This window comes from Clostridium amylolyticum (assembly GCF_900142075.1).
Taxonomy (GTDB): domain Bacteria; phylum Bacillota; class Clostridia; order Clostridiales; family Clostridiaceae; genus Clostridium_AA; species Clostridium_AA amylolyticum.
The window spans coordinates 222,426-249,415 of sequence record NZ_FQZO01000007.1 but is presented as its reverse complement, the minus strand read 5'-3'; the positions used below and the strand labels follow the sequence as shown (position 1 = coordinate 249,415).

Sequence of the window (26,990 nt, the reverse complement as noted above, 5' to 3'; positions counted from 1 at the left end):
ACGAAAGTAGTATATTCTCTTGAATTACAAAATCGGACACGTTGAACAGGGAATTAAACAAGAATTATAGATTTTTATAGATTTTTGGCAACGGTAATTAAAAATGAACAATGATAAATTTAATGAGATTTATACTGATAGATTACTTCTAAGAAGATTTAAGGATGATGATTTTGAAAGCTATTATGACATTTTAAAGCAGGAAGAAGTTAGTATGTGGCTTGGAAATGGAAAAAGAAAAAGTCCGGAAGATGTTAAACGTGTCATGAAATACTTTGAAAGACATTGGGCTCTAAATGATTATGGAGTTTGGGCTGTAATAAATAGAGAGACTAATGAACTTATAGGCCAGTGTGGATTTAATATTCTTGAAGATACTAAAGAAACAGAACTTTTATATGCTTTTGACAGTAAGTTTTGGGGAAAGGGTTATGCTACTGAAGCTTCCATGGCCGCAATTAAATTTTTTTCTGAAAACTTTAAGCTAAATCCTATAGTTGCATTAGCTTACCCAAACAATGATAGATCAAGTAATGTTATTAAGAAAATCGGGTTTGAATATAAAGGTATGGCAAAGCATTTTGGTGTAGAACTATTATATTATGAATTAAATTTAGAAAAATTATCGTTTTAATATATAAATGTGAATATGAGGAATGTATAATAAAAAGGCAAGAAGCAATTGAAATATTAAAGCGCAAATATCGAATTAATAGATATGAACTATAAATATTTTAGGCATTTGTATTTTTTAAATATGAGGTAAATGAATATGATATATACATATGAAGATAAACGTAATAAAGAGTTGAGAGTTGATTGTAAAAATTGTTTTGGATTATGCTGTGTAGCCTTGTACTTTTCAGCTTCGGAAGGGTTTCCCACCAATAAAGATGCTGGCAAGCCTTGCATAAACCTGCAATCAGACTTTACTTGCTCTGTTCACAAAAGTCTTAGGAAAAAGGGTCTTAAGGGTTGCACGGCCTATGACTGTTTTGGTGCTGGGCAAAAGGTAGCTCAAGTTACTTTTCGCGGACGAGATTGGCGACAAGCTCCTGAATCTGCTGATGAGATGTTTCAAGCTTTCTTGATTATGAGACAGCTTCATGAAATGCTATGGTACCTTTCTGAAGCATTTATTCTTCAAACTGATCAGGGTATTAAGGAGGAGATAAGGTTGTTTATAGAGGACACTGAGAGCCTTACCCTTCTTGAAGTTAATTCCTTATTAGCTCTAGATGTTGCAGAGCATAGAAATAAGGTTAACAGTCTGCTTAAAAGCACCAGTGAGCTAGTACGTAGTAAAGCTGAAGGTGGAAGAAACCATAATTCAAGAAGCAGGAATATAAATTCTCGGAAGTCAGATTATTTTGGGGCAGACTTAAGAAAAACTAATTTGAGAGGTGCAGACTTAAGAGGAGCATGTCTTATTGCAGCAAATCTTAGAGCTGTTGATTTAAGCTTTGCGGACCTTATTGGGGCCGATTTAAGAGATGCGGATCTTAGCGGAGCTAATCTTACAAATAGCATATTCCTTACTCAAGCCCAGATAAATACAGCTAAAGGAGATTCTCAAACAAAGCTTCCTATGATGATAGTTCGCCCAGATTATTGGTCAAAGTAATTAACTCATAAATTACACATAAATTTGATAAACATTAAATGCTTTGTGGAAATAAACATTATCATATGTGATTAAATGATAATGTTTATTTTGATCTTATTATAATAATTAGTATATAAATATTATCATTATAGGTATAAATGATAATTATTGATCTAAAATGATAATAATGATTTTAAGGAGATGATGCCGTGAAATTTTTTGAAAATAATAAGTTGAACTATATAGTTTTACCTATGAATTTAGTAAGGATGTTAACTGCTATAAATAAATATAAAGGAAAACAAGAGTTATATAAGAGACAGTCACCTCAAATGCTTAATAAATTAAAAGAGATTGTAGTAATACAAAGTGCTGAATCATCAGGGGTTTTGATAAATTAAAGTCTCAAGGAAAGATAGAAGTTGTAGGTAAGGGCAGAAATTCCAAGTGGAAGAAAAAGTTTTAGAATGCAAATTTGGGATGTGCATAATCTTGTCCTTCTGCCCACAATAAGTTATAACTCATATGGCTGCTAGTAGCATGTCCTTAAGTTCCATTAAGTTAGAGATCTCATAAGTTGGTTTTATTCCTGTTTCATTTGCAGATTTACAAGGGTTAAACCAACAGGTATCAATGCTAAAGTTTATTCCTCCTTGTATATCAGAGGTTAAGCTATCACCTACCATTAACACCTTACTCTTGTCCTTATAATTTAAATTGTTTAATGCGTACTCAAATATTTTGGGGCTTGGTTTTGATACCTTTACCTCTTCCGAGATTACTATGTCCTCAAAATATTTTGCAATAATTGATTTTCTTATCCTTTTATCTTGAACCTTTGTAAGGCCGTTGGTAATGATACTAAGCCTGTAATCTTTATAAAGGCTCTCCACAAGGCTGATGCTATCATCATATAAAAAGGATGCATTGGATAAATGTTTCATATAGGAGTGTGCAAATTTCACTTCATCAAAGTCAACCTTTAGGCTGCGGGATAATCTTTTAAATCTTTCTACCTTCAATTTTTCCTGGGTAATAAGTCCATTTTCGAAATCTTTCCATATAGCTGAATTTATATCTTGGTATATTTTTAAATGGTATTTTTCATAGTAATCTATATGAAATTCAACCATGGTATTTTTAAGAGCTTCTCTTTCAGACTTTTTAAAATCAAATAGAGTCTCGTCTGCATCAAATATTATCACTTGGTATTTCATAAGAATCCTCCTAAAATAGTTATTCTACTAGTTATATAATACAATTTTTTAATCCTTATAGGTAATAATTTATCAATATTCACTGGATTATTTATCTACAAGTTATGTATAATAGAGTATAGAAACTAACTAATATTTGTTATTATATTGTGAGTTAGACTTTTACTTAACTGATATATAAGCAGTAAATTTGTAAAAAAGAGAAGGAGAGTAATTATGCTTGAATACAAATTTGATACACAGTTATTAATTGAAGGAGAAAATCTTTCAGAAGATGACATAAATGATTATATTACAAAGAACATTGAAGGTGATTGTTTACTTGCAGTGGGAGATGATGAACTTATAAAAATACATTTTCACACAAATACCCCATGGAAAGTGCTTGAATATTGTGCTTCCTTAGGTGATATACATGATGTTGTTATAGAAAACATGGAACGACAAGCCAATGGCCTTCAAGGTTAAGCAATAAATATAATGCTAAAACGGACAAGCACGGACTTGTCCGTTTTGTTTATCAACACTGACTTAAAGCATAATCTTATAATTTATAATATCTTTAATAATTTTTATTTAATGAATAATTAACTTCAGCATATTTATTATCAACTTTTGCATTGATTATAAGCCCTATGAGAAACAATAGTCCACCAATCACCTTACCCTTAGAAAAAATGCCTAAATATATATAATCTATAATAGCACTTGTAAGGATTTGACCTATAAAGCGAAGTATAACGATATATACCGCTGGTACTTTTGGCACTATAATGTTAAACATATAGGTGGTAAAAACTCCCAATAAACCTCCTAAAAAATATGGCAGGGGAACAGACTTTATAGCCCAATAAGATGGCATGGATTCCAACATAATAGCACAGAGTATAATAGATGATATGGTAGCCATAAAATAGTTTATAATAACTCCATTTATCATGCCTTCTTTTAAAGCAAGCTTTCCATTTAGCATCATATTCATAACTATTGTTATCCCAGTTAGAAAAGCTAAGAATATATATATCATTTTTTCCCTCCTTACATAGTGATCATCACTATTATTCCAAGTAAAATCATTGAAAACCCTAAGGTTTTTTCTTTCTTAAATCTATTAGCTGGCATTCCAAACAATCCAAAATGTTCTACTAAGCTAGACATTACAATTTGTCCAAATAAACTTACTCCTGTAACAAGGGTTACCCCTATTCTAGGTATAGACAAATTGTTTAAGAGTATAGTTATAACACCTAGTACACCTGATAAGAAAAAGATGGGTTGTAAGTCTTTTAAATTTGAAAACTTATTTTTCTTTATTATAGATATAATTATAATGAGTATAAATCCTAGCATATGAAATATTAGCGTACTCATATAAGGTCCTGTTATACCTGCTAGCATCCCGTTAAAGAAAACCATAATAGCAAGTATAACACCGTTTATAAGAGCTAAGTTTTTATACATATAAATACCTCCTATGATTTACTGCATCTTATAAATAAATTACAATATTTATATAAAGCTGTATATGACATATGAGATATTAAGGAGAGATTATGAGAAGAATTTTGGACAATAAACTTTTAAGCCATTATATTGATAAGCATAATATAGAAGATATATTAGATAAGGATATATTAAAACATGCACAACTTCATTTTTATGAAAAAGATGAATATATATTAGAAGCACAGTGTAATCTTGAATATTATTATTTGCTTGTGCATGGAAAAATCAAAATTTCTTATCTTTTTGAAAATGGTAAGTCCATGTTTTTGAAGTTTTATAAAGATTTTATTTCCATAGGAGATTTAGAGCTTTTAAAAAACATTCCTATACTCTGTAATATTGATGCTGTAGAAGACACTTATTTGATAGGAATACCAGTAGACATACTTAGAAAAGATTATTTAAATAACCTAAAGTTTTTACACCATTTAATAGACTCTTTAAGCGACAAACTTTATGCCACCATTAATAATAGTTCATACAACTTTGTATATCCACTTATTAATAGGTTATCTAGCTATTTAGTAGAGCATATAACAGATAGAAATTATATAGATTTAAATTCATCCTTAAAAGAAATTGCTCAATTTTTAGGAACAAGTTATAAGCACTTAAATAGAACCTTTAAAGAGCTTGAGGAAGAATCAATTATAAAGTACGAGAATAAAAAAGTATATATCTTAGATGAGGAGAGGCTTTGTGAGTTATCTAAAAACTTGTATATAAAATCTCTTTAATTCTATTTATATTCCATTGATGAGTTTAATGGAGATAGCAGTGTACATGCCTCTGTCACTTTTAATTATTCCAATATTAAATATTTTTGCTTTTATTCCATCATTGCTTAGAAAAGGGGAACTGTGAACTTCTTTTTGAATACTAATTTAAAATAAAGTTTGAAAGATTTTTATAGACATTTATTGAGATTATTTATTATTCAGAATAAGCCTCCCATTTTAGTATCACTTTGCATTTTCAGAATATAAATCTAATTATTAACAAAAACTATTTTGAGAAGATTTGTAAGAGGTGATACTATTGAAAAAAATTATGAGTTTTATATTCTTTATAACATTCATAACAACTTTTACTATACCATGTTATGCTAGTGAAATAACTGTAAAACCAAGGACTGAGATTGAACAAAGCAAAGCATCTGAAAACTCAAAGGAAGCAATATATAAAGATATGGTCATTTCATTACTAATTCCATATATGCAACAAGAAATTAATAATTATTATAAAGAATATTTAAGTGAATTACCCATAATATTTCCCTATAGTGTGGATATAGTAAGTGTTAAAAGGGATAGTGGATATTTAATTCAATTAGAAGTTATAGTACACCCATTTGTTGGTCCTGTTAATATTGTGGGGGATGATAGAATAATAATTGAGACTGGAGCCTTTGGAAGCGTTAAGGTTAAAAAGTTTGAGCATATAAAAAGTTATCCGCTGCCATGGAATTGGCAGCATATAATAAAGAAGCCATATTAACTGGATTTAGTTAATTTCAATGGGAAAAGTTTTAATTAATTCTATTATTAAACAAGGTAAGAGAAACTAGGCTATACTAGCTCCCTTACCTTGTTTAATGTATTGAATTCTTGATAATGTAACTTCCTCTGCACACATAAAGCCTCTTACTGCCAGTGGTTGATTTGCTTGGTGTACATGGTTTTGGAGAAGGTATAAAAAATAATTTGCAGTGCTAGGTATATTGATACTATGGTCATTAAGTATAGGGTTAAGTTTCCTCCTAAAAGATTGCTTAGGGCTTTGATGGCAAAGCAAGTGTGGCTGAAGGATATGGCGAAGGGGAGGAAAAATAGTATGAAACATTGAGCGCTTATTATTTTTTTCACTTCTTCTTGGGACATACCCATCTTTTTTAAGGATATAAATTCTTGCCTATCTTTTTGGATTTCATTAAATAGTTTAAAGTATAATATGCTTCCTGTGGCTATGAAGAATAGCACTGCTATGAAAGTTCCTATGAAGAAGAATAAGGACATACCCTTCATTAATGCGGAAAAGTCTACCACTCTTTCCGTAAAGGCTTTTTGCTGTTCCTTTGGTACCATGGACTTTATTTTTGATACCTCATTTGCAGATTTCATCCAATTTTTCATATTATAGCTATAGTAAGTAAGTACTTTATCTTCATGGACTTTATTTAATAGCTTATTAAATTCTTCATCAGAAATTACAATAGTATTAGTGTTTTTTGCATCAGCATTTATTATTCCACCGCTAATTTCCTCTTTAATCTTCCAGCTTTTCTTTTGCTCTTCCACCAGTACATTTATTGTATCTGAGTTAGAAAATAATTTTACTTCCTTAGGACCCATGAAGCTGTAAGAATGAATAACTGCTTCTTCATCCTTTAAGGCAATAGCAGGTTTTTTTTGTTGTTTAGCTAATAGGTTGTAATCTTTGATGCTTATAATATAAAAATCTTTTTTATTTGTAAGGTTATTATCCTTTGAGGAATCACTATTAGTAGGAAAAGCAGCATTATGGGCTTTTAGAAGAATAAGTTTGTTTTTATGATTTATTTCATGCCCGCCTTTTTTTAATATATCCTCCACGGTTTCAGGAGGTATTACTTTGTGAGAATCCTCTCCTTGTTCAATAAAACTTATATCCTGAGGATAGTTTAAAGTAAGACCTGTTTGAAGACTTTTTTGAAAAGAATATACGCTGGAAGAAGCGGTTAAGGTTACTGCTCCTAGTATGGAAACTATAAATAGTATCCTAGCATTATCCTTTAGTTTATATATAATTTGGGACAAGGTTATCATGTTAATGCCTTTATAGTAAACACCTTTATTATTCTGAAGCTTGTTGGTAAAAAACACGCTAAATTGAGAGTATAAGAGATAAGTTCCCAGCACAGTAACAGCTAATATGGGAAACATAGTAAATATAATTGCTGTACCAGAATATATAGACATAATGTAACCTGCTGCAATAAGTAGTATGGATAAAATAGCTTTAAAAGTTGAGAATTTAGGAGCTGGCTTTGCAACTCTTTCTCCTTTTAATAGCTGAATTATATTGTTGTTTTTAATCTTATAGCTGGTTATAAAGGCTATGCCTTGAAATAAAGTTATAAAGGATATTACTGTGATAAGGAGTGCTTTTAATGATATATTAAAAGGAATTTCCTGGTCCAAAGTTAAAATAGCTGCAATAGCCATAAAAAATAGTTTGGAAAATAATATTCCCAGTAACAAACCAGTAGCTATAGAAACTATGGACACTATAATATTTTCAAACATAACATAGCTTCTTATTTCTCTTTTTGTAAGTCCAAACATGGAAAGAAGTCCAAACTCTTTTTCTCTGCTTTTTAAAAAGTTGGATAAGGAGTATATAGTGAAAACCAAGGTGAAAATTATTATTAAAAACTCACAAAGTAACATAACCCTAGAAGCCAAAGCTCCAATGCTTCCCATAACTTTTACGTTATTAATCTCAGGATTAAATATAAAGTTTGCAAATATGAAGAAAATCATTACCACTAAGGTGTTGCTTAAATAATACATTACATATTTATTTAAGTTACCTTTTATATTTTTTAAAGCAATATTACGCAATGTCATTATATTTTCCTCCTAACAATGTCAGGGAATTTACTATTTCTTTAAAGAAAGCTTGCCTTGTGCCTCCTCTTACTATTTCTAAAAAGTATTTTCCATCCTTAATCATTATTATCCTATGGCAAAAGCTAGCGGCAAAGGGATCGTGAGTAACCATCATAATAGTAGCATTCTTTTCTGTATTGAGATGGGTTAAAGACTCCATAACATCTTGAGAAGCCTTAGAATCTAGGTTGCCTGTAGGTTCATCAGCTAGAATAATAGAAGGATTATGGATAAGTGCTCTGGCACAGGCTGCCCTTTGCTGCTGTCCCCCTGAAGTTTCATAAGGTCTCTTCTCTAGAATATCCTTTATATTCAAGAGAGAAGCTATATCTTCCACCCTTTTTTCTATGTCTTTTACCTTAAGTTTGTCTAAAACCAAAGGAAGGATAATGTTTTCTTTTATGCACAAGGTGTCTAAGAGATTAAAATCCTGAAATATAAATCCAAGCTCTCTTCTCCTAAACAAGGCGCTTTCTTTTTCATTTAAACTTGTAGGATTTACACCGTTTATAAAAAGTTCTCCAGAGTTGGGAGAGTCTATGGTAGCTAGTATATTTAAAAGGGTACTTTTACCGCTGCCTGAAGGTCCCATTACACCTACGAATTCACCTTTTTCAATGTTAATGCTAAACTTATCCAAGGCTTTAACCTTCAGACCTCCTCTTTTATCACCATAAATTTTAGTTATATTTTCAGCTTTTAAAACTGACATAGTATCATTCCTTTCCTATATAAAATTTAATCAAGTGATTCTTAGGTTCAGGTGGGGTTTGTTTTTTGACCCCATCTGAATCTTAGAAGAACTTATCTAGGCGCGTAGCAGTGCTTATCCCCCACTTTGATAGAAGATGGGGGGGTTAGCAATGGTAGCGATCAGATAAAAAGAATGATTGTATTTCTTTAAATGTGAAATGGTATCATTCCTTAATCTATATACATTATAAAAAAAATAGAGAAACCAATGTATGGATTTCTCTTTCAAATTTAAAATTAACCTTACAATATTGAAAGCTTTCTATCAAAGGAATTATAGAAAGAACAATGTAGATATGCATAATCTTAAATACTAGAGTCTAAATAGATTCTTTCCTTTATAAAAAACTATAGAAAAAGTACTTCCTTTTCTTTGTGAAGATTCTACTAATAGTTCGTGACCCAGATGTTCACATATTTTTTTAGAAAGATACATACCCATACCAGTGGACTCGGAAGTTTCCCTTCCATTTTTCCCAGTGAAAAAAGGCTGAAATATCCTGTTTAAATCCTCTTTAGGTATACCAATACCTTCATCGCTTATAGAAAGAATAACTTTAGAGGCTTCTTCTTCCATGGTAAAAGTTATAAACCTTTTTTCTTTATTTTTACTTTTTGAGTATTTAATGGCATTATTAAGAATTTGATTTATAACAAAATAAAGCCACTTCTCATCGGTGTTAACATTTATATCATCGGTGTTGTTGATTCTTGGAAAGATATTATATCTTATAAGAGGCTTTTTATTATCATTAATTACTTTTCTCACTATTTGCACTAGGTTCAAATCCACTACATTAAAATCAATGTTGAAGTCATTAATCCTAGCATTATAAAGCATTATATCCAGTCCATGAGACAGTTTTTCATTTTCTTCATAGATACTGTCAAGAACTTTTCTATTTTCTTCGTTTATATGCTCCTGGACAATAAGATTTATTACAGATACAGGAGTTTTCATTTGATGCACCCATTGATTTATAAAGTAAATATATTTTTTATGATTATCTTCATGCCTTAAAGATCTTCCTTCAAAGACTTTATAAGCTTTAATTAAAACTTCTTTATACATTTCTTGCTCTCTATTGGCAGTATTACCTATGTTTAATATGTAATCTAAATCATCTTCAGCCTTGAGAAGGTTATTAAGATGCTTATAAAAACTTTTATTTTTGTAATAATCGTATATTAAAAAAATTGCAAATAATGATATAGAAAGAAGTATAGCATAAAGTATATTATTTTCTTTTATTTTTATTTTATTTATAACTAAGGTGAGATACAGCACCAAGATAACTAAAAAGGTATTCATAAAGTATATAATAGCAAATTTTAATCTATCCTTAATAAAGTCTTTTAATTTCATAAATTTCACCATCTTAAAATATATTAAAAGCAGTTGTAAATCAAATAAGCATGACTAATTCCAATTATTAATAAGCATATAACCTTGACCACGTTTAGTTTCAATAGCCTCTTTTATACCTATATCCTCTAACCTTTTCCTAAGCCTTGTTATATTTACAGATAAGGTATTATCGTCAACAAACTCTGTATCGTTCCATAAAGCTTCTAATAACGTTTCTCTAGATACTATTTTATTTATATTTTTTGCAAGGCAGTATAAAAGATGAAACTCTCTTTTGCTAAGTTCTATTTTCTTATTCTTATATTCTATGGAATTTTCATTGATATATATAAATAATCCACTTAATTCGTAGATTTCATTATTTACGTATTCCGAATAGCTTCCGTAGGCTCTTCTTATAACCCCTTTAAGCTTTGCTAAAAGCAGGTCATAGGAAAAGGGCTTGGTTATATAATCATCTCCACCATTTTCTATGGCCATAACCTGATCCATATCAGTTTCTCTGGCAGATACAAAAACTATAGGCGCATTAGATAATTCTCTTATTTGTCTGCACCAGTAAAATCCGTCATAATAGGGAAGGTTAATATCCATAAGCACAACATCGGGTTTATTTTTAATGAATTCTCCTTTAATATTAGAAAAGTCCTCTACTAAATAAGTACTATATCCATAACGTTCCATATGGTTTTGCATAAGAGCACCTAATTTTTTATCATCCTCAACTATCATTATAAGGTACATTTTTCCACCTCTTTTAATTGCTTTATTATCATACTTAGATTTTACCATAAAAACATTATATTTTTGGCAAGTAGACTATATTAAAAAAGAACACTCAAAATACATAATTTATGGAAGTATATGGTAATAAGATATTGTACTTGTAAATGTACCTCTATATAATTAATATAAGTTAGCTAACTATATTATAATTATGTCTCTTAAAAAAACGTTTACAAATATATAAAGGGGTGTGTTCTTATTATGTTAACTTTTTTAGGTTACGGAATTGTTATTACCTTTATGGTTTTGATAATGACAAAAAAAATGTCTGCCATGACATCTTTGATTTTGGTTCCTGTGGCATTTGCTCTTATAGGGGGCTTTAGTCTTGAACAAATAGGAAAGTTCTGTAAGACAGGTATTGGTAGTGTTGCACCTACAGCTGCTATGCTGCTTTTTGCAATCCTTTTCTTTGGACTTATGATAAATGTTGGACTATTTGATCCATTAGTAAACTGGGCAATTAAGAAAACTAAAGGAGACCCAGTTAGAATTCTTGTAGCAACAGCTATATTAGCTGCAGTGGTATCCCTAGACGGTGATGGAACAACTACTACTATGATCTGCTGTTCAGCTTTAGTGCCAATTTACAAAAAACTTGATCTTAAATTACTTTATTTAGCAACCATCATAATACTACAAAACTCCATTATGAACCTTTTGCCTTGGGGTGGACCTACTGCAAGAATAATGTCAGCCTTAAACCTTGAAGGTGGAGAAATATTAAGACCTTTAGTGCCAGGAATGATATTAGCAGTGATATATGTTATATTCGTAGCATACTACCTTGGAAAGAAAGAACGTAAGAGATTAGGCAACAGAGTTTTCGATGAAAAAGCTTTAGCAGAGATTTCTGCAGCATCAGAAGCAGAGCTTTCTGACGAAGAGATAGCTTTAAAAAGACCAAAACTTATATGGGTAAACTTAATTTTAACACTTTTAGTGGTTTTCTTACTGGTTAAAGGAACACTTCCAGCAGTAGTTATCTTTGAAATGGGAACAGCTTTAGCACTTATGATAAACTATAGATCACTAAAATTACAAAGAGAACTTATAGAACACCATGCAGGAAGCGCTATTCAAGTTATAATTATGGTACTTGCAGCTGGTATATTTATGGGAATATTAACAGAGTCAGGAATGGCGCAAGCTATTGCTTTAAGCTTGACTAACTTAATACCTAAATCCTTAGGATCACACTTCCCATTCATTACAGCTATTATTAGTATACCTGGTACTTTCTTACTATCCAATGATGCATTCTATTATGGTGTGCTTCCAATCCTTGCTAAGACTGGTGCAGCTTATGGCTTCACAAACTTACAAATCGGTGTTGCATCATGTATGGGACAAGCATTCCATCTATTAAGTCCACTAGTTGCATTCATATATTTATTAATGCAATTAACAGAAGTAGATATGGGAGAATGGCAGAGACATTCTGCAAAATGGGCTATAGGCATTTTCTTAATATTCGTAGGGGCAGCAGTAGCCACCGGAGCCTTCCCACTATAATATCATAACCATAAAATTCTACTTGAGAAATGCTGTGCCAGTCTTTGGCACAGCATTTATATAAACTATATTTAAATTCTATATTCCTATATACCGCAGGCTGCTATAAACTAGAGTATATATAGAGATAATAAATTGTGTATGAAAAATTTATTTATAGTAGGGAGGAATCATTTACCATGGAGTATATGGACAAAATTCTTAAAAGCATAAATTTTAATCAAGATAAGCCCATAAGGGAAATTGTATACGAATGTTTAAGAGAAAATATCATAAAGGGTGTAATACCTGTAGGAGAAAGAATTGTAGAAAAAGTTTTTGCAGATAAGCTTAACATAAGCAGGACACCAGTGAGAGATGCTTTAAGAAGATTAGAAATGGAAGAATTAGTAAAGTCAATTCCGGGAAAAGGTATAGTGGTAAAAAAGATTACTGTAGAAGAAGTTATAGAGATATATAAGATAAGAGCAAATCTAGAAGTTCTAGCTGCAGAAGAAGCCATGGAAAATATTACTCCTGAAGAAATAAAGAAAATTCAAGATCTATTAGATTTAACTGAGGAGATGAATAACCAGGGTAATGTGAAAGAAGTTGTGAGGTTATTTGCAGAATTTAATGCACAGATATATGAAGCAAGCAGGATGAAGAGGCTGGTTACCATGATAAGCAAGCTTTCAGAATACCTGAAAAGATTTAGAGATATTTCTATGTCCGAAAATAAAAGAAGAGAAAAAGGACTAAAGGAACACAGAGAAATTTTAAATGCCATTGTGGAGAAGAACCATAAAGATATTGATGAAATTATAAAAAGGCATTTGCAATTTTCTATGGAAATAGTTATTAATGAAATTAGAGCTCAAGGAATTGATAAGTAATTAATGATTTTAAAATATAAGGACTTAAGTACCCAGGTAATAATAGGAGGAAACTTGAAAACAGAAGAATTTGCACACTATTATGCTTCATTAGCACAAAGGGCGGTATTATACGAAGTAAGCACCACTCCAAAGCCAGGCTTGGTAGATAGGGATAATAACGGTGCTCACAAGGATATGGATTTTTATACATTTATGGCTAGCAGCTCTGTATTATATAGAGGGTTTTATGAATGTATATTAGAAGGCCTTTCCTTTAAAGAAGAAGATAGTACAAAACTATTGGATAACATAAGAAAGCCAGGATTGCACTGTGAAAAAGCCATGTTTCAGGCTACCAGTGGGGTAAATACCCATAAAGGTATGATCTTTTCCATGGGAATCCTTTGTGCAGCAGTAGGAAAGCTTTATGAAAAAGATAAAAATTCTAACCTTACCATCTTAAACCTCTGTAATGAGGTTAAAGCTATGGCAAAAAATCTCACCACCAAAGACTTTGAAAATATCCATAATAAAACGGAGCTTACCCATGGAGAAAAACTGTACAAAGATTTTGGTTTAAAGGGTATAAGAGGAGAAGTGGAGTCAGGTTTTAGTACCATACAAAAAAATGTTTTACCCTTATTAATGAAATGGAAAGTCTCAAAACACCTGCCTTTAAATGAACTGTTTATTGAGATACTTTTTCGTCTAATGGCTGAGAATGACGATACTAATGTTATTACCAGGGCAGGGATAGAAGGACTTCAATATACAAAGGACACTGCCAAAGCTTTTCTAGCTCAAGGAGGTACTTGTCAGCCAGCCTTTAAAGAAAAGATAGAAGATATAAATAAAGATTTCATAGAAAAGAATATAAGTCCCGGTGGATCTGCGGACCTTCTTTCTGTGAGCATTTTTTTAGCTATGATAGAAGGATTTCTGTTTTAGAACACCTAAAATACACTAAAGTACACCTAAAAAACTTTAGCGGGCATAATACTTCTTATATAATTAAATGAGAAAAGTATAGCGCTAAACTTTCCCTTTGAAAGGAATTGTATAAGAAAATGGATTATGAGTTAAGAGAAGAGAGAATATTTTTAGAATATACTTCTGAAAAAGAGGCACTAGAGTTATTTTTAAACAATGAAGGTATAAGATTGGATAAAAACTTAGATTACACCATGGGGATTTATCATAAGGATGAGCTTATAGCCACAGGGGCATTTTTAAAAAATACCTTAAGATGCTTAGCGGTAAAAAAAGAATACCAAGGCTTGGGTATCATGAATAAAGTGGTGTCTCATTTAATAAATGAGCAGTATCAACGTGGTTATACCAGCTTATTTCTTTACACCAAAGGCAGTGCCGCAAAAAGCTTCCTGGACATGGGCTTTTATGAGATAGAGAGAGTAGATGATTCCTTAGTGTTTATGGAAAATAGGCCAAGGGGAATCAAGGAATACCTAGAAAAGTTATCCCTTAAAAAGGTTCAGGGAAATAGAATAGCAGCCATAGTTATGAATGCAAATCCTTTCACTTTAGGCCATCAGAGCCTCGTAGAAAAAGCTGCTTCAGAAAATGATGCAGTGCATATTTTTGTGGTTTCTGAAGAGGCTTCAGTAATTCCTTTTTATACCAGGTACCAGTTGGTGAAGGAAGGAACAAGCCATTTAAAAAATGTCATTCTTCATGAAACAGGAGATTATATTATATCCAGTGCCAGCTTTCCATCCTACTTTATTAAAGAGGAAGACAGTGTGGTAGAGCTTCATGCCAAATTAGATCTAAAAATCTTCTGTAACCACATAGCTCCAGCCTTAGGTATTAAAAAGAGATATGTAGGAGAAGAACCTTATGATGAGGTTACTAGAACCTATAATCAGGTAATGAAGGAAGAGCTTGAAAAGCAAGGGCTTCAATGCAATATAATCCCAAGGCGTACTGAAAACGGTGCTGCCATCAGCGCTTCCAAAGTAAGACAATTTATAAGGGAAGATAAGTTGGAAGATATAAAAAATTTAGTTCCTATTACTACCTATAATTATTTTAAATCTGAAGAAGCAAAAGTGTTAGTTGAAAGAATTAAGAAAAACTATTCGAGACATTAGGAGGAAAAGGAAGATGAAAGCTATAAATAATGCTCTAGCAGGAACCTTAGAGTCCAGTGATATTCAAATCATCATTGAACCAAAGGAAGAAGCAGGAATTGAAATAGAACTAAAAAGTACTGTGGAAAAGCAGTTTGGAAGACAAATAAGAAATTTAATCCAAGCAACCTTAGAAGGGTTAGAAATGGATAATATAAAAGTTATAGCTACAGATAAAGGTGCTTTAGATTGTACCATAAAAGCCAGGGTGCAATGTGCAGCGCACAGAGCAGCAGGAGTAAAAGAAAAATACAATTGGGAGGCGATGGAATAATGGAACGTTTAAGAAGGACCATGATGTTTGTTCCAGGAAGCAATCCAAGCATGGTAAAGGAAGCATATATTTACGGAGCAGATTCTTTAATGTTTGACTTAGAAGATGCAGTGGCAATAACAGAAAAGGATTCAGCGAGATTTCTAGTGTACAATGCTTTAAAAACTATAGATTATGGTAATACAGAGCTAGTGGTAAGAATAAATGGACTAGATACTCCTTTTGGAAGAGAAGATATAGAAGCTGTGGTAAGAGCAGGAGTACACGTAATTAGATTGCCAAAGACAGAAAGAAGAGAAGACATCCTTGAAGTGGAAAAAGTCATTGAAGAAGTAGAAAGAAAGTGCCATAGAGAAGTAGGAAGCACAAAGATGATGGCAGCTATAGAAAGCCCTATAGGTATAATAAATGCTTATGACATTGCCACAGCAAGCCCAAGACTTATAGCCATGGCTTTAGGAGCAGAAGACTATGTAACTAACTTAAAAACTAAGAGATATCCTAATGGACAAGAACTCTTTGGAGCTAGAAGCCAAATAATAATTGCAGCTAGAGCAGCAGGAATCTATGCTTTAGATACTGTTTATTCTGATGTAGACAACGAAGAAGGCTTCAGAAATGAAGTTCAGCTTATTAAGCAATTAGGCTTTGACGGCAAATCCGTTATAAATCCTAGACAGATAAAACCTGTACATGAAATATATACACCCACTCCTGAAGAAATAAGAAAATCTATAGCTGTTAAAAAAGCAGCTAGGGATGCTGAAGTAAGAGGTTTAGGGGTTATATCTCTAAATGGAAAAATGATAGACAAGCCTATTGTAGAAAGAGCGGAAAGAGTACTGCAACTAGCTAGTGCTGCAGGGGTTTACAAGGAGGTTTTGGAAGATGAAAAATAGTATAGGAAGAGAGATTCCAGAAGAAATTATAAAGGATAAAGGCTTATTTCAAGGAGCTTTTGCTCATAATGAGAGGATTATAAAAGCAGCTACTAAAGTAAAAGCTGTAAAACCAGGAGAAGAAAAATTATTACAAAGTCTAGAAGAGGCTATAAATAAATGCAATTTAAAAGATGGAATGACCATATCCTTCCACCATCACTTTAGAGAAGGGGACTATATATTAAATAAAGTGGTGGATATCATAGCTGCTATGGGTATAAAGAACTTAACCTTGGCCTCCAGTTCCTTAAGCGGAGTGCATAGTCCATTAATAGAGCACATAAAGAATGGGGTAATCACTAAAATTACCACTAGTGGTTTAAGAGGAGAATTAGCAGAAGAAATCTCCAAGGGATTAATGAAAGAGCCTGTAATTATAAGATCTCACGGAGGAAGAGCTAGAGCCATTGAAGCTGGAGATATAAAGATAGATGTAGCATTTTTAGGAGCTCCTTCCTGCGATGAATATGGTAATGCCAGCGGCACCGGCGGAAAAGCTAACTGTGGTTCCTTAGGTTATGCAAAGATAGATGCAGAGTATGCCGATAAAGTGATTATCATCACAGACTGCCTAGTGGATTTCCCCAATATGCCTGCAAGCATCAGTCAAGAAAAGGTAGACTATGTGGTAAAGGTAGAGGAAATAGGAAATCCATCAGGTATAGTTTCTGGAGCTACTAGATATACTAAAAATCCAAAAGAGCTTTTAATAGCTGAGTATGCAAGTAAAGTTATCACCAAGTCTCCTTACTTTAAAGAAGGATTTTCACTACAAACCGGTACTGGTGGATCTACCTTAGCTGTAAGCAGATTTATAAGGGAAGAAATGATAAAAAGCAATGTTAAAGCCAGCTTTGCTTTAGGTGGAATAACTAAACCTATGATAGAAATGCATGAAGAAGGTTTAATCAAGAATATTTTTGACGTTCAAGATTTTGATTTAACAGCAGTGGAATCTATATCTAAGAATTCCATGCATCATGAAATAGATGCTTCTTTTTATGCTAACCCACACAATAAAGGTTGTATAGCAAACAAATTAGATGTAGTTGTGTTATCTGCTTTGGAAATAGATAAAGACTTCAATGTAAATGTTATGACAGGTTCCGATGGAGTTTTAAGAGGCGCTTCCGGCGGACACTGTGATACCGCAGCTTGTGCTAAGTTAACTGTTATAGTTTCCCCTCTAGTAAGAGGAAGAATTCCCTGCGTAGTGGATTCAGTGAATACGGTTATTACTCCAGGAGAAAGCATAGACGTGTTAGTAACAGAGATTGGTATTGCCATAAATCCAAGAAGAAAGGATTTAATGGAAATTTATAAAAATGGCGATATCCCTGTGTACACCATAGAAGAACTTTACGAAAAATCTATCAGCATCGTAGGCACTCCAGATAAGATAGAATATGAAGATGAAGTTATTGCAGTGGTAGAATACAGAGATGGTAGTATAATAGACGTAGTTAGAAAAGTAAAATAATATATCATCAACAAAGGAGGGTTTTATAGTGGGGATATACTTTCAAGGGGAAGAGCAAAGTTTACAGGATATTTTAAAGGCTAGAGAAATAAGACAGCAGCGTCAAAGATATCTTTTAAATAATTTTGGTAATACCTTGGTATCTTTTAAGCTTAATATACCAGGCCCAGTGAAGTATAACCCGCTTATAAAATCCATATTTGATGAAGGAATCAAGGAATTTAAAATAGCTATAAAAAATAACCAGGCTAAAATAATAGTAGAAGAAGTGAGTTATACTAACAGTGGGCCAGAGTATTTTGCTATTCTTGAAAAAGAAGCTAAGGCTTTAAAGTCTATTACTATAGAAATTGAAGATAAACACCCTTTAGGGAGAGTTTATGATTTCGATGTGTGGGAAGGACTAGAACACCAGCTTTCAAGAGAAGAAATGGGAATGAGTCCAAGAGAGTGCTTGCTGTGTCACCAGAATGCTTTTTTTTGCAGCAGGAGTAGAAATCATAGCGTAAAAGAATTAATCTATAAGATAGAGGACATGGCATTAGAATATTTTAATAGCATTAAAAACAATTAATTTACAATAAGTAACCACATCTAATTCTTTTTATTGGATATGGTAGTGTACTTCTTTGTAAAGCCAAGAGCTTCATAATTACATAAAACTCTTGGCTTTGCAAGGAAGAAACTTAAACAAGGGAGTGAAGAAGTAGTGAATCCAGTAAAGATAACAGAAACTGCATTAAGAGATGGACATCAATCTCTCATTGCCACTAGATTAACCACAGAAGAAATACTGCCCATACTAGAAAAAATGGATAAAGTAGGGTATTATGCACTGGAAGTTTGGGGTGGAGCAACCTTTGATGCCTGCCTTCGTTTTCTTAATGAAGATCCTTGGGAAAGATTAAGGGAAATTCGTAAGAGGGTTAAGAATACAAAGCTTCAAATGCTTCTAAGAGGACAGAACCTTTTAGGCTATAAGCACTATCCAGATGATGTGGTAGAAGCTTTCATTGAAAAGTCTGTGGAAAATGGAATAGATATTATCAGGGTATTTGATGCTCTTAATGATGTAAGAAATATGGAGACCTCCATAAAGGCTATTAAAAAGGTTGGAGCCATTTGTCAGTGCGCTATCAGCTATACCATTAGCCCTGTACATACAGTTCCATACTATGTAAATTTAACTAAAGAATTGGTTGCATTAGGATCAGATACTATTTGTATAAAGGATATGGCAGGGATATTAACTCCTTATACAGCTAAAGAATTGGTTACTGAGCTAAAAAAAGCTGTTGATGTTCCTATAGAATTACATACTCACTGCACTAGCGGAATTGCTTCAATGACATATATGATGGCGGTGGAAGCAGGAGTGGATATTATTGATACAGCCATGTCACCTTTTGCTGAAGGGACCTCTCAGCCAGCTACTGAGTCCATGGTAGTAGCATTGAGTCAAAGTGAAAGACCTTCAGGGTTAGATATAAATTTATTGAACGAAATAGCAGAGTACCTTAAACCTATAAAAGAAAAGTATAGAGAAAATGGAATCTTTAACCCAAGGGTTATGGATGTGGAACCTAAGACCTTAACCTATCAGGTACCAGGAGGGATGCTTTCTAATTTATTATCTCAATTAAAGCAGCAAGGTGCCTTAAATAAATATGAAGAGGTATTAAAAGAAATACCAAGGGTTAGAGAAGATTTAGGATATCCCCCTCTAGTTACACCACTTAGTCAAATGGTAGGAACACAAGCGGTATTTAATGTTTTAGCTGGGGAAAGATATAAAATGGTGCCAAAAGAAATAAAGGAATATGTAAAGGGACTTTATGGCCGTTCACCAGCACCTATTAATGAAACCATAAAAGAAAAGATTATAGGAAATGAAGAAGTTATAACTGTAAGACCAGCTGACCTTTTAGAACCTGGCATTGAAAAGTATAAAGAAGAAATTGGTGATTTAGCTGCTTCCTTTGAGGATGTATTATCTTATATTTTATTTCCACAAGTTGCTAAGAAGTTCTTTGAAGATAGATTAAAAGGTGACTTTAAGGAAGATAAAAAGGAAGAAGACATAGTACATTATATTACAGTGACAATGTAGTAATGATAAAGGTGGTGAAAAAATGGGTATACTAAGCAAGCTAAGCAATATTTTTAAGAAAGAAGAAGCACCACAAGCTATGGCGGAAGATAAGGTGACAAATCCCATAGAACTTGAGATAGATGAAGAAGATAAAGTGGTAGTGGCCCTGGCAGCATCTATTATGGCTTCAGAAGATAAACCTAATTCATATTTTCATATTTCAAAAATTACTAGGATTAAGTAATAATCTTAATTACATAGGAAGGTGGACATACAATGAAAAAGTATATTATAAAATTAAACAATAAAGTTTATGAAGTAGAGATGGAAGAAGTGACAGAAGAAACTGCAGTTTCACAAACTAACAAAATTGCTGCAGGAGGAAATAACACACCATCTAATAGCACCTCACAAAATAATTCTGCTATCAGTGCAAAAGGAGAGGTTATTGAAGCGCCAATGCCTGGAACCATTTTAAATGTAGCTGTAAATCCAGGTCAGGCAGTAAAGAAAGGTGATCTGTTAGTTATACTAGAAGCAATGAAAATGGAGAATGAGATAGTATCTCCTGTAGATGGAACTATTACAAATGTAAATGTTACTAAAGGACAAACCGTAAACCCTGGGGATACCCTTGTAGTCATAGCTTAACCGCTCAGGAAGGAGAAATACAAATGGGAATATTAATACAAGGAATTATGTCTTTGACTTTGAAACAAATCATAATGTGGATAGTAGGTGGAATTTTAATATATCTAGCTATAGAAAAGGAGTATGAACCAGCGTTACTTCTACCTATGGGCTTTGGAGCCATATTAGTTAACTTCCCTGGAACTGGAGTATTAACACAAATGGTGGGAGGTACAAAGGTTGAGGGAATATTAGACTTCTTGTTTAACGGTGGAATAGCTACAGAAATGTTTCCACTCTTAATCTTTATAGGTATAGGTGCCATGATAGACTTTGGACCTTTACTACAAAACCCTTTCATGCTTTTATTTGGAGCAGCAGCTCAGTTTGGAATATTCTTTACCATATGTATAGCAGGACTTTTTGGAGGCTTTAACATAAGAGAAGCAGCTTCCATAGGCATTATAGGTGCTGCAGATGGACCAACTTCCATATTTGTAACCAGTCAGTTAGCCTATAACCTTATAGGTCCTGTAACCATTGCTGCCTATTCTTATATGGCATTAGTGCCTATAATCCAACCTTTTGCAATAAAGCTTGTTACCACTAAAAAAGAACGTGGCATAAGAATGAAATACAATGCAGAAAGTGTATCTAAAACTACTAAGATATTATTTCCAATAGTAATAACCATAATAGCTGGTTTGGTAGCTCCTATATCGTTGCCTTTAATAGGATTCTTAATGTTTGGAAATCTATTAAGAGAATGTGGAGTTTTAGATAGACTATCTAATACAGCTCAAAATGAATTGGTTAATATAGTTACTATTTTGCTTGGAATTACCATTGCCACAAAGATGACTGGAGAAGAATTTATACAATTTAAAACCTTACTAATCATTGGTTTCGGACTTATAGCCTTTATCTTTGACACCATTGGTGGAGTTTTATTTGCAAAATTAATTAATGTATTTAGAAAAGCTACAGGAAAAGAGCTTATGAATCCAATGATAGGTGCTGCAGGAATTTCAGCTTTCCCTATGTCTGCAAGAGTTATACAAAAGATGGCACAAAAAGAAGACCCTCAAAACTTTGTACTTATGTATGCCGTAGGAGCAAACGTAGCAGGACAGATAGCCTCCGTAATAGCTGGTGGACTTATTCTAGCATATTTTGCTTAAAACTAAAGTACGAAAGGTTTTTGTACAAGGATTTTTAAGCCAATACTTTTCAACTAAGAGTTTTTCACTAATAAATTAGGAGATGATGAGTGAATATGAATATAACTAATAATCTGCCAGTATTTTTAGAGGGGCTAAAAATTATGGCATTTGGAATGGGTGGAATTTTCATAGTTCTATCCTTAATATTCCTAGCCATAAAGATCCTGCTAAAAGTCTTCCCAGGTAAGTAGGCACAAAAGTGAAAAAATAATAAGAGGAAATTAAAGCACTAAACCTTATTGGTGTGCACCTAAAAAATGGAAATGTTATATAATTACATTTAATATTTTGGGTGTACTTCATTTATTTGGGGGGTGCTTTTTATTTTTATCCTTATATAAAGAAATTTAGTGAAAATAACTTTAACCAATTTAGCAAAAATATTATTAAATAAAGTTAATAGGATATTATAGTATACGATATGGAATAAAAATGGTTAATTATTACTTTATGAGGATTAGAGCAATCTATAAAGATAGAAAGATATGAAGGGGTAATTAAGCATTAACCTAAATATATTGTAATATAATTAAAATGTATTCATATATTCATTTGTTTAATATGGAGGAAAAATATATGAAAAGAATAATTTTTAATTTTTTACCTGATATTATATTGCGGGAGGGTAATAAGGTTTATATCAAAGCAAATGCAATTAGCTCAAGGGAATTACCCTATGAAATTGATGTTGTAGCTGAAAATTTATATGTACCGTGGGCTGTAGACATAAGTGATGAAGGCAAAATATATTTTACGGAGCGATCTGGTGCAATTAGGATAATTGAAAATGGAAAACTTAATCTACAGCCACTCATTACCTTTGGTCCACCTTTTGTAAGCCAAGGGGAAGGTGGCTTGATGGGTATTGCTCTAGACCCAAATTATTCACAAAGCCATTATATTTATGTTATGCATTCATATGCACAAGGTGGTAAGATCTATAACCGTGTTGTTAGATTGGTTGAAAATAATAATAATGCATCTGTTGAACGAGTTCTTCTGGATAAAATTCCTGGTGGAGTAATTCACAATGGAGGAAGGATAAAGATAGGCCCCGATAAGAAATTATATATAACTACGGGAGATGCAGGGAATTCTAAATTGGCACAAGATCTCACAAGTACAGCGGGAAAAATATTAAGAATAGAGTTAGATGGCAGAATACCTAAAGATAATCCAATTATTAATTCACCGATTTATAGCTTAGGTCATAGAAACCCCCAAGGCCTAGCATGGAGTTCAAAAAATATATTGTATGCATCAGAGCATGGACAGACGGGCCATGATGAGATAAATATTATACAACCAGGAGCTAATTATGGATGGCCCCTGGTTCAAGGGAATAAAGACTCCAAGGAAGTGATGATACAAAAGCCCTTGGTACACAGTGGAGAAGATACTTGGGCACCTTCTGGTATTGCCTTCGTAAATCAAGGACCATGGCAAGGTAAATTATTGGTTGCTAATTTGCGTGGACAACAATTACTTACTATATCACTTAATGAAAATGGAACAGAAGTGAACAATATAGAATCATGGCTTAAAAATGAATATGGGCGCTTACGTGACGTTGTTCAGGGGAAAGATGGATCAATTTACCTGACAACAAGTAATAGAGATGGTAGAGGCAATCCAGATGTATATGATGATAAAATTATTCGGCTTAATCTGAAAAAAAATGATATTTAGAGAAGTTAGGACTTTATGTACTAATTTCTATTACTCATCATTTCATAGCTTATTGAATAATTATAGGTGGTCAAGGAATTTATTTTCTTGACCACCTATAATATATTTGAAAAATATTTATTAATTGCACAGCATGAAAGTGATTATGATTATGTAAAGATAGCAATATTTTAAAAGAATATAGCAATAACTTTATTGTAATAGTTCTGAGTTTTTAATAAAATCTATATATTAGATAATATTCATTATTAATAGATAGTTTATTTCTTAGGAGGTAAATAATAATATAAAAAAGATTGTAACAATATCCTGTAGTTGATATTAAGGATAAAAATAATTAAAAGGTGGAGATATATATGGAAGTTAAAGAGAATAATGTTTTTGAATTTACTAAAGAGGATATAGAACAAAATAAGGTAATGGGGGTATTGGCTTATATTTTATTCCTTATTCCTTTGTTGGCAGCTAAGGATTCTCCTTTTGCTAAGTTCCATACAAATCAAGGTTTGTTAGTATTTCTTGCTGCATTAGCAGTTAATATAGTAGGAGCTATAATACCCTTCATTGGATGGTTATTAATTTTACCTTTAGGTAATTTAGCTGTATTCGTATTAGGTATAATAGGAATTATAAATGCAATCAATGGTAAGGCTAAAAAGCTCCCTATTATAGGCAATATAGAGATCATAAAATAGTAGCATATATATTAATAATTTAGTAGCAGTGCAAAAATAGTATAAAAAGGTGTACAAGAAGGCAATCTTCTCGTACATCTTTTGCTATTAAATCATTTCTTTATAAGCGGAGGGGGTGACGCCAACCCTCTTTTTAAAAACCGATGAAAAATGGCTTGGACTATTAAAACCACAGGCTAGTGCTATTTCAGTAATAGAATATTGATTGCCTTTTAAAAGTTCTTTGCAGTTTTCAATTTTAATATCCATCAGATAATTATAGGGAGTTTTACCGGTTTCTGCTTTAAATATCCTTAGGAAATGATAAGGGCTTAAATTGGCTATACTAGATAATTGCTGTAGTGAAAAATCATAGTTATAAGCAGATTTTAAGAAATCTATTACTTTGTTAATATTATCTTTTTTAGAGTGATTTTTCTGTAACTCTGAAAGCTTAATATTGCTTTTACAATGTCTTAATAAATGTATTACTATCTGAAGGGTAATACTCTGAAGAATAAATTCATAGCCACTGTGTTTATTCTGAAATTCCTTAATAAAAAGACTTGTATAGCTTATAAGATCATTACTATAGATAGAACTGATATTATCAAAACAAACCTTAGATTTACCGTACATAAATTCTGAAACACCAGAAAGAAAATCTGGATGTATAAACAGGGAAATGTAGGGTTCTACTACTTTTTCCTCAACTCCTAGGATAACCTGACCAGGATTAGTGGAAAATATCTTATTATTTTCCACTGCACATTTTTTATTATCTACTATAATATTTGGTAAATTAGCATTCATAGAAGAAATAATAAAGTGATAACAGCTGAGTTGAAATTGTTTATTTATTATATAATTTGGCTTAAATATAATTACATTATTAAATTCATAGATTGGAAAATCCTTTGGAAGGATTATAGGTAGTTCTTTTAAGATGGTCTTTGTAAACTCTTCTATTAGAATCACCTCCATGTTAAGATTAATACTTAGCAATAAACATGAAGTAAATATGGTAATATTTTAAAGTATTAGAAATAATTTTAATATAATTAGTATAAGCTGTCAATAAATTTATATGATTATGTAAATTTTATACTGCTGATTTTGTCATATTTATTTTATTATATGATGTTAAGGGCTAAATGGGGCTAAAGCAGAGGTTAGCTCCATCTTTTTACCAATATATGAGTAAGCTTCAATGATTAGGGATGAGAATTACGTTTATAAATATAAAGTCCTAACATATCAGCAAGAGCCCATCCCAGTGGAATAGACCACCATATACCTTTCTCAGCTATTTTAGGAAAGCTTGAGAGGAAATATGCCATGGAAACCCTAGTTCCTAAGGATACTATAGTTAATACAATGGAGGTTTTTAAGTTTCCCATACCTCTAAAATATCCATAAAACATAAACAGAAAACCAATTAATACATAAAATACAGAGATAACGGATAGGTATTGGATTCCTATATGGATTACCTTAACTTCGTTAGAACTTACAAAAATCTGCATTAAATGTTTTGAAGAAAGCAATATAACAGTAGAAGATATAATACAAAATACTATTATAGTTCTCACTGCAGATTTTACGCCTATTTTTATCCTTTCAAAGTTTCCTGCTCCTTTATTCTGTGCTACATAGGTAGCAAAGGCGTTGCCGAAATCCTGCACCGGTAAATATGCAAGAGAATCAACTTTTCCTGCAGCAGTAAAGGCTGCCATGGTATCTGTACCAAAGGAATTTACAAGGCCTTGTACACATACCATACCAAAGGTCATAATGGATTGTTGTAATGCAGTGAGTAAGCTGTATTTCTTTATCATAGAAAAAAGTGCTCTATCAAATACAAATTCTTTAGCTTTAATCCTAATAACAGGTAGCTTTATAAAAGCATAAACTAAGCATAAAAGGGAAGAAACCCCTTGAGCTATTACAGTAGCAATGGCTACATCTATAACTCCCATATTAAAATTTATTACAAACAAGAGATCCAAAATAATATTTATAATGGAAGCTAGTATCAAGAAATAAAGGGGGGTTTTGGAATCTCCCACGGAACGTAACACTGCAGAAGAAAAATTAAATAAAAATGTAAAAATCAATCCTCCAAAAATTATCTGCAGATAATTGGTAGAACTATTAAGTATTTCCTTTGGAGTTTTCATAATAATTAACATTGGCTTTGTAAAGATAATTGTAGTTAGGGACATTATTATCGTTAGCAGCAGCATAAATATAAATGCTGTGGAAATGGATTTGCGAAGCTTAGTATAATCTCCTGCACCAAAATACTGTGATAAAACCACAGAGGTTCCCATACATAAACCTATTATTATGGCAGAAAAAAAGTTCATTAGCATAAAGGAAGATCCTACTGCAGCTAAGGCTTCTTTACCTACAAATTTCCCCACTACTATGGAGTCCACCATGTTATATAATTGTTGAAATATATTTCCCAATAACATTGGAAAGGCAAAAAAAAGAATGATTTTCGTTGGATTTCCTTTTGTCATATCCTTCATTATTAAACTCACCTCAAATTAAGCTAGTCCATAGTAGTATA

Annotated in this window: 30 protein-coding genes; 21 read left to right on the top strand and 9 right to left on the bottom strand. The window is 32.3% G+C overall.

What is annotated here, in order from left to right:
- The first annotated feature begins 103 nt into the window (after positions 1 to 103).
- The 3 genes from BUA82_RS16080 to BUA82_RS16070 all read left to right on the top strand — a co-directional run bounded on the left by BUA82_RS16080 (position 104) and on the right by BUA82_RS16070 (position 2,007).
- The gene (locus BUA82_RS16080; protein ID WP_073010589.1) at positions 104 to 634 is read left to right on the top strand and encodes a GNAT family N-acetyltransferase; all 531 of its coding nucleotides are present in this window, start codon (positions 104 to 106) and stop codon (positions 632 to 634) included.
- Positions 635 to 772: 138 nt separating this feature from the next.
- Positions 773 to 1,624 carry a pentapeptide repeat-containing protein gene (locus BUA82_RS16075; RefSeq protein ID WP_073010585.1) on the top strand — a complete coding sequence of 284 codons (852 nt, stop codon included), beginning with the start codon at positions 773 to 775 and terminating at the stop codon, positions 1,622 to 1,624.
- Between the two features lie 191 nt (positions 1,625 to 1,815).
- Complete coding sequence (locus BUA82_RS16070) at positions 1,816 to 2,007, top strand: hypothetical protein (protein WP_073010581.1); 192 nt, start codon at positions 1,816 to 1,818, stop codon at positions 2,005 to 2,007.
- Between the two features lie 120 nt (positions 2,008 to 2,127).
- Here the strand turns inward: BUA82_RS16070 and BUA82_RS16065 are convergent, their stop codons facing one another.
- Positions 2,128 to 2,823, bottom strand: a complete 696-nt coding sequence (locus tag BUA82_RS16065; protein WP_073010578.1) for a YjjG family noncanonical pyrimidine nucleotidase — start codon at positions 2,821 to 2,823, stop codon at positions 2,128 to 2,130.
- Between the two features lie 216 nt (positions 2,824 to 3,039).
- On the opposite strand from BUA82_RS16065, the gene BUA82_RS16060 reads away from it, so the two are divergent.
- Positions 3,040 to 3,291: a kinase to dihydroxyacetone kinase gene (locus BUA82_RS16060; RefSeq protein WP_073010575.1), complete on the top strand. Its 252-nt coding sequence runs from the start codon at positions 3,040 to 3,042 to the stop codon at positions 3,289 to 3,291.
- A 94-nt stretch (positions 3,292 to 3,385) separates the two neighbouring features.
- Here BUA82_RS16060 and BUA82_RS16055 read toward each other — a convergent pair whose 3' ends face one another.
- Together BUA82_RS16055 and BUA82_RS16050 are read right to left on the bottom strand one after the other, a co-directional pair.
- The gene (locus tag BUA82_RS16055; protein WP_073010571.1) at positions 3,386 to 3,850 is read right to left on the bottom strand and encodes a DMT family transporter; all 465 of its coding nucleotides are present in this window, start codon (positions 3,848 to 3,850) and stop codon (positions 3,386 to 3,388) included.
- An 11-nt stretch (positions 3,851 to 3,861) separates the two neighbouring features.
- Entirely contained in the window at positions 3,862 to 4,284 is a 423-nt protein-coding gene (locus tag BUA82_RS16050; RefSeq protein WP_073010567.1) for a DMT family transporter, read from the bottom strand.
- A 92-nt stretch (positions 4,285 to 4,376) separates the two neighbouring features.
- Here BUA82_RS16050 and BUA82_RS16045 point away from each other — a divergent pair, with 92 nt between their 5' ends.
- Entirely contained in the window at positions 4,377 to 5,066 is a 690-nt protein-coding gene (locus tag BUA82_RS16045) for a Crp/Fnr family transcriptional regulator (RefSeq protein ID WP_073010564.1), read from the top strand.
- 301 nt (positions 5,067 to 5,367) lie between these two features.
- On the top strand, positions 5,368 to 5,826 hold the full coding sequence (locus BUA82_RS16040) for a DUF3888 domain-containing protein (protein WP_073010560.1): 459 nt from the start codon (positions 5,368 to 5,370) through the stop codon (positions 5,824 to 5,826).
- 146 nt (positions 5,827 to 5,972) lie between these two features.
- On the opposite strand, the gene BUA82_RS16035 is transcribed toward BUA82_RS16040, so the two are convergent.
- The 4 genes from BUA82_RS16035 to BUA82_RS16020 form a co-directional block, all read right to left on the bottom strand.
- Positions 5,973 to 7,937 (bottom strand): ABC transporter permease, encoded by a 1,965-nt coding sequence (locus BUA82_RS16035; protein WP_073010557.1) that lies wholly within the window; start codon positions 7,935 to 7,937, stop codon positions 5,973 to 5,975.
- A complete protein-coding gene (locus tag BUA82_RS16030) occupies positions 7,924 to 8,691 on the bottom strand; it encodes an ABC transporter ATP-binding protein (RefSeq protein ID WP_073010554.1) in 768 nt (255 codons plus the stop codon). The genes BUA82_RS16035 and BUA82_RS16030 overlap by 14 nt, the downstream gene beginning before the upstream one ends.
- Positions 8,692 to 9,045: 354 nt before the next feature.
- Positions 9,046 to 10,098: a sensor histidine kinase gene (locus BUA82_RS16025; protein WP_073010549.1), complete on the bottom strand. Its 1,053-nt coding sequence runs from the start codon at positions 10,096 to 10,098 to the stop codon at positions 9,046 to 9,048.
- A gap of 54 nt (positions 10,099 to 10,152) precedes the next feature.
- Complete coding sequence (locus BUA82_RS16020) at positions 10,153 to 10,845, bottom strand: response regulator transcription factor (protein ID WP_073010545.1); 693 nt, start codon at positions 10,843 to 10,845, stop codon at positions 10,153 to 10,155.
- Between the two features lie 243 nt (positions 10,846 to 11,088).
- Between BUA82_RS16020 and BUA82_RS16015 the strand changes: the two genes are divergently transcribed.
- From BUA82_RS16015 to BUA82_RS15950, 15 genes are all read left to right on the top strand, one after another.
- Positions 11,089 to 12,402 (top strand): CitMHS family transporter, encoded by a 1,314-nt coding sequence (locus tag BUA82_RS16015; RefSeq protein WP_083599989.1) that lies wholly within the window; start codon positions 11,089 to 11,091, stop codon positions 12,400 to 12,402.
- A 179-nt stretch (positions 12,403 to 12,581) separates the two neighbouring features.
- A complete protein-coding gene (locus BUA82_RS16010) occupies positions 12,582 to 13,277 on the top strand; it encodes a GntR family transcriptional regulator (RefSeq protein WP_073010539.1) in 696 nt (231 codons plus the stop codon).
- A gap of 54 nt (positions 13,278 to 13,331) precedes the next feature.
- Positions 13,332 to 14,207, top strand: a complete 876-nt coding sequence (gene citG / locus BUA82_RS16005; protein WP_242948991.1) for a triphosphoribosyl-dephospho-CoA synthase CitG — start codon at positions 13,332 to 13,334, stop codon at positions 14,205 to 14,207.
- Between the two features lie 119 nt (positions 14,208 to 14,326).
- Positions 14,327 to 15,370, top strand: coding sequence for a [citrate (pro-3S)-lyase] ligase (gene citC, locus BUA82_RS16000; protein ID WP_073010534.1), 1,044 nt, complete (start codon positions 14,327 to 14,329; stop codon positions 15,368 to 15,370).
- Between the two features lie 13 nt (positions 15,371 to 15,383).
- On the top strand, positions 15,384 to 15,683 hold the full coding sequence (citD, locus tag BUA82_RS15995) for a citrate lyase acyl carrier protein (protein WP_073010531.1): 300 nt from the start codon (positions 15,384 to 15,386) through the stop codon (positions 15,681 to 15,683).
- Positions 15,683 to 16,582, top strand: a complete 900-nt coding sequence (gene citE / locus BUA82_RS15990; protein WP_073010528.1) for a citrate (pro-3S)-lyase subunit beta — start codon at positions 15,683 to 15,685, stop codon at positions 16,580 to 16,582. Before citD ends, citE begins: the two co-directional genes overlap by 1 nt.
- Entirely contained in the window at positions 16,572 to 18,104 is a 1,533-nt protein-coding gene (citF, locus tag BUA82_RS15985; protein WP_073010525.1) for a citrate lyase subunit alpha, read from the top strand. Before citE ends, citF begins: the two co-directional genes overlap by 11 nt.
- A 28-nt stretch (positions 18,105 to 18,132) precedes the next feature.
- Entirely contained in the window at positions 18,133 to 18,678 is a 546-nt protein-coding gene (gene citX / locus BUA82_RS15980; protein ID WP_178140754.1) for a citrate lyase holo-[acyl-carrier protein] synthase, read from the top strand.
- 135 nt (positions 18,679 to 18,813) lie between these two features.
- On the top strand, positions 18,814 to 20,214 hold the full coding sequence (locus tag BUA82_RS15975) for an oxaloacetate decarboxylase subunit alpha (protein WP_073010521.1): 1,401 nt from the start codon (positions 18,814 to 18,816) through the stop codon (positions 20,212 to 20,214).
- Between the two features lie 22 nt (positions 20,215 to 20,236).
- Positions 20,237 to 20,440, top strand: a complete 204-nt coding sequence (locus BUA82_RS15970) for a hypothetical protein (RefSeq protein ID WP_073010518.1) — start codon at positions 20,237 to 20,239, stop codon at positions 20,438 to 20,440.
- Positions 20,441 to 20,472: 32 nt separating this feature from the next.
- Entirely contained in the window at positions 20,473 to 20,847 is a 375-nt protein-coding gene (locus BUA82_RS15965) for an acyl-CoA carboxylase biotin carboxyl carrier protein subunit (protein WP_073010514.1), read from the top strand.
- A gap of 23 nt (positions 20,848 to 20,870) precedes the next feature.
- Positions 20,871 to 22,007 (top strand): sodium ion-translocating decarboxylase subunit beta, encoded by a 1,137-nt coding sequence (locus BUA82_RS15960; protein WP_073010511.1) that lies wholly within the window; start codon positions 20,871 to 20,873, stop codon positions 22,005 to 22,007.
- Between the two features lie 95 nt (positions 22,008 to 22,102).
- Positions 22,103 to 22,240 (top strand): OadG-related small transporter subunit, encoded by a 138-nt coding sequence (locus BUA82_RS20780; RefSeq protein WP_178140745.1) that lies wholly within the window; start codon positions 22,103 to 22,105, stop codon positions 22,238 to 22,240.
- Between the two features lie 385 nt (positions 22,241 to 22,625).
- Positions 22,626 to 23,738: a PQQ-dependent sugar dehydrogenase gene (locus BUA82_RS15955; RefSeq protein WP_073010508.1), complete on the top strand. Its 1,113-nt coding sequence runs from the start codon at positions 22,626 to 22,628 to the stop codon at positions 23,736 to 23,738.
- 356 nt (positions 23,739 to 24,094) lie between these two features.
- Positions 24,095 to 24,433, top strand: coding sequence for a magnetosome magnetite crystal formation protein family (locus tag BUA82_RS15950; RefSeq protein WP_073010505.1), 339 nt, complete (start codon positions 24,095 to 24,097; stop codon positions 24,431 to 24,433).
- Between the two features lie 87 nt (positions 24,434 to 24,520).
- On the opposite strand, the gene BUA82_RS15945 is transcribed toward BUA82_RS15950, so the two are convergent.
- Both BUA82_RS15945 and BUA82_RS15940 read right to left on the bottom strand, forming a co-directional pair.
- Positions 24,521 to 25,396 carry a helix-turn-helix domain-containing protein gene (locus tag BUA82_RS15945; RefSeq protein WP_073010502.1) on the bottom strand — a complete coding sequence of 292 codons (876 nt, stop codon included), beginning with the start codon at positions 25,394 to 25,396 and terminating at the stop codon, positions 24,521 to 24,523.
- 230 nt (positions 25,397 to 25,626) lie between these two features.
- Positions 25,627 to 26,949, bottom strand: a complete 1,323-nt coding sequence (locus BUA82_RS15940) for an MATE family efflux transporter (RefSeq protein WP_073010499.1) — start codon at positions 26,947 to 26,949, stop codon at positions 25,627 to 25,629.
- Positions 26,950 to 26,990: the final 41 nt, after the last annotated feature.

Bases quoted from the DNA above. Each gene is read 5' to 3' on its own strand.
- BUA82_RS16080 (WP_073010589.1), top strand. From the start codon at position 104: ATGAACAATGATAAATTTAATGAGATTTATACTGATAGATTACTTCTA.
- BUA82_RS16075 (WP_073010585.1), top strand. From the start codon at position 773: ATGATATATACATATGAAGATAAACGTAATAAAGAGTTGAGAGTTGAT.
- BUA82_RS16065 (WP_073010578.1), bottom strand. From the start codon at position 2,823: ATGAAATACCAAGTGATAATATTTGATGCAGACGAGACTCTATTTGAT.
- BUA82_RS16060 (WP_073010575.1), top strand. From the start codon at position 3,040: ATGCTTGAATACAAATTTGATACACAGTTATTAATTGAAGGAGAAAAT.
- BUA82_RS16055 (WP_073010571.1), bottom strand. From the start codon at position 3,850: ATGATATATATATTCTTAGCTTTTCTAACTGGGATAACAATAGTTATG.
- BUA82_RS16050 (WP_073010567.1), bottom strand. From the start codon at position 4,284: ATGTATAAAAACTTAGCTCTTATAAACGGTGTTATACTTGCTATTATG.
- BUA82_RS16045 (WP_073010564.1), top strand. From the start codon at position 4,377: ATGAGAAGAATTTTGGACAATAAACTTTTAAGCCATTATATTGATAAG.
- BUA82_RS16035 (WP_073010557.1), bottom strand. From the start codon at position 7,937: ATGACATTGCGTAATATTGCTTTAAAAAATATAAAAGGTAACTTAAAT.
- BUA82_RS16030 (WP_073010554.1), bottom strand. From the start codon at position 8,691: ATGTCAGTTTTAAAAGCTGAAAATATAACTAAAATTTATGGTGATAAA.
- BUA82_RS16025 (WP_073010549.1), bottom strand. From the start codon at position 10,098: ATGAAATTAAAAGACTTTATTAAGGATAGATTAAAATTTGCTATTATA.
- BUA82_RS16020 (WP_073010545.1), bottom strand. From the start codon at position 10,845: ATGTACCTTATAATGATAGTTGAGGATGATAAAAAATTAGGTGCTCTT.
- BUA82_RS16015 (WP_083599989.1), top strand. From the start codon at position 11,089: ATGTTAACTTTTTTAGGTTACGGAATTGTTATTACCTTTATGGTTTTG.
- BUA82_RS16010 (WP_073010539.1), top strand. From the start codon at position 12,582: ATGGAGTATATGGACAAAATTCTTAAAAGCATAAATTTTAATCAAGAT.
- citC (WP_073010534.1), top strand. From the start codon at position 14,327: ATGGATTATGAGTTAAGAGAAGAGAGAATATTTTTAGAATATACTTCT.
- citD (WP_073010531.1), top strand. From the start codon at position 15,384: ATGAAAGCTATAAATAATGCTCTAGCAGGAACCTTAGAGTCCAGTGAT.
- citE (WP_073010528.1), top strand. From the start codon at position 15,683: ATGGAACGTTTAAGAAGGACCATGATGTTTGTTCCAGGAAGCAATCCA.
- citF (WP_073010525.1), top strand. From the start codon at position 16,572: ATGAAAAATAGTATAGGAAGAGAGATTCCAGAAGAAATTATAAAGGAT.
- BUA82_RS15970 (WP_073010518.1), top strand. From the start codon at position 20,237: ATGGGTATACTAAGCAAGCTAAGCAATATTTTTAAGAAAGAAGAAGCA.
- BUA82_RS15965 (WP_073010514.1), top strand. From the start codon at position 20,473: ATGAAAAAGTATATTATAAAATTAAACAATAAAGTTTATGAAGTAGAG.
- BUA82_RS15960 (WP_073010511.1), top strand. From the start codon at position 20,871: ATGGGAATATTAATACAAGGAATTATGTCTTTGACTTTGAAACAAATC.
- BUA82_RS20780 (WP_178140745.1), top strand. From the start codon at position 22,103: ATGAATATAACTAATAATCTGCCAGTATTTTTAGAGGGGCTAAAAATT.
- BUA82_RS15955 (WP_073010508.1), top strand. From the start codon at position 22,626: ATGAAAAGAATAATTTTTAATTTTTTACCTGATATTATATTGCGGGAG.
- BUA82_RS15950 (WP_073010505.1), top strand. From the start codon at position 24,095: ATGGAAGTTAAAGAGAATAATGTTTTTGAATTTACTAAAGAGGATATA.
- BUA82_RS15945 (WP_073010502.1), bottom strand. From the start codon at position 25,396: ATGGAGGTGATTCTAATAGAAGAGTTTACAAAGACCATCTTAAAAGAA.
- BUA82_RS15940 (WP_073010499.1), bottom strand. From the start codon at position 26,949: ATGAAGGATATGACAAAAGGAAATCCAACGAAAATCATTCTTTTTTTT.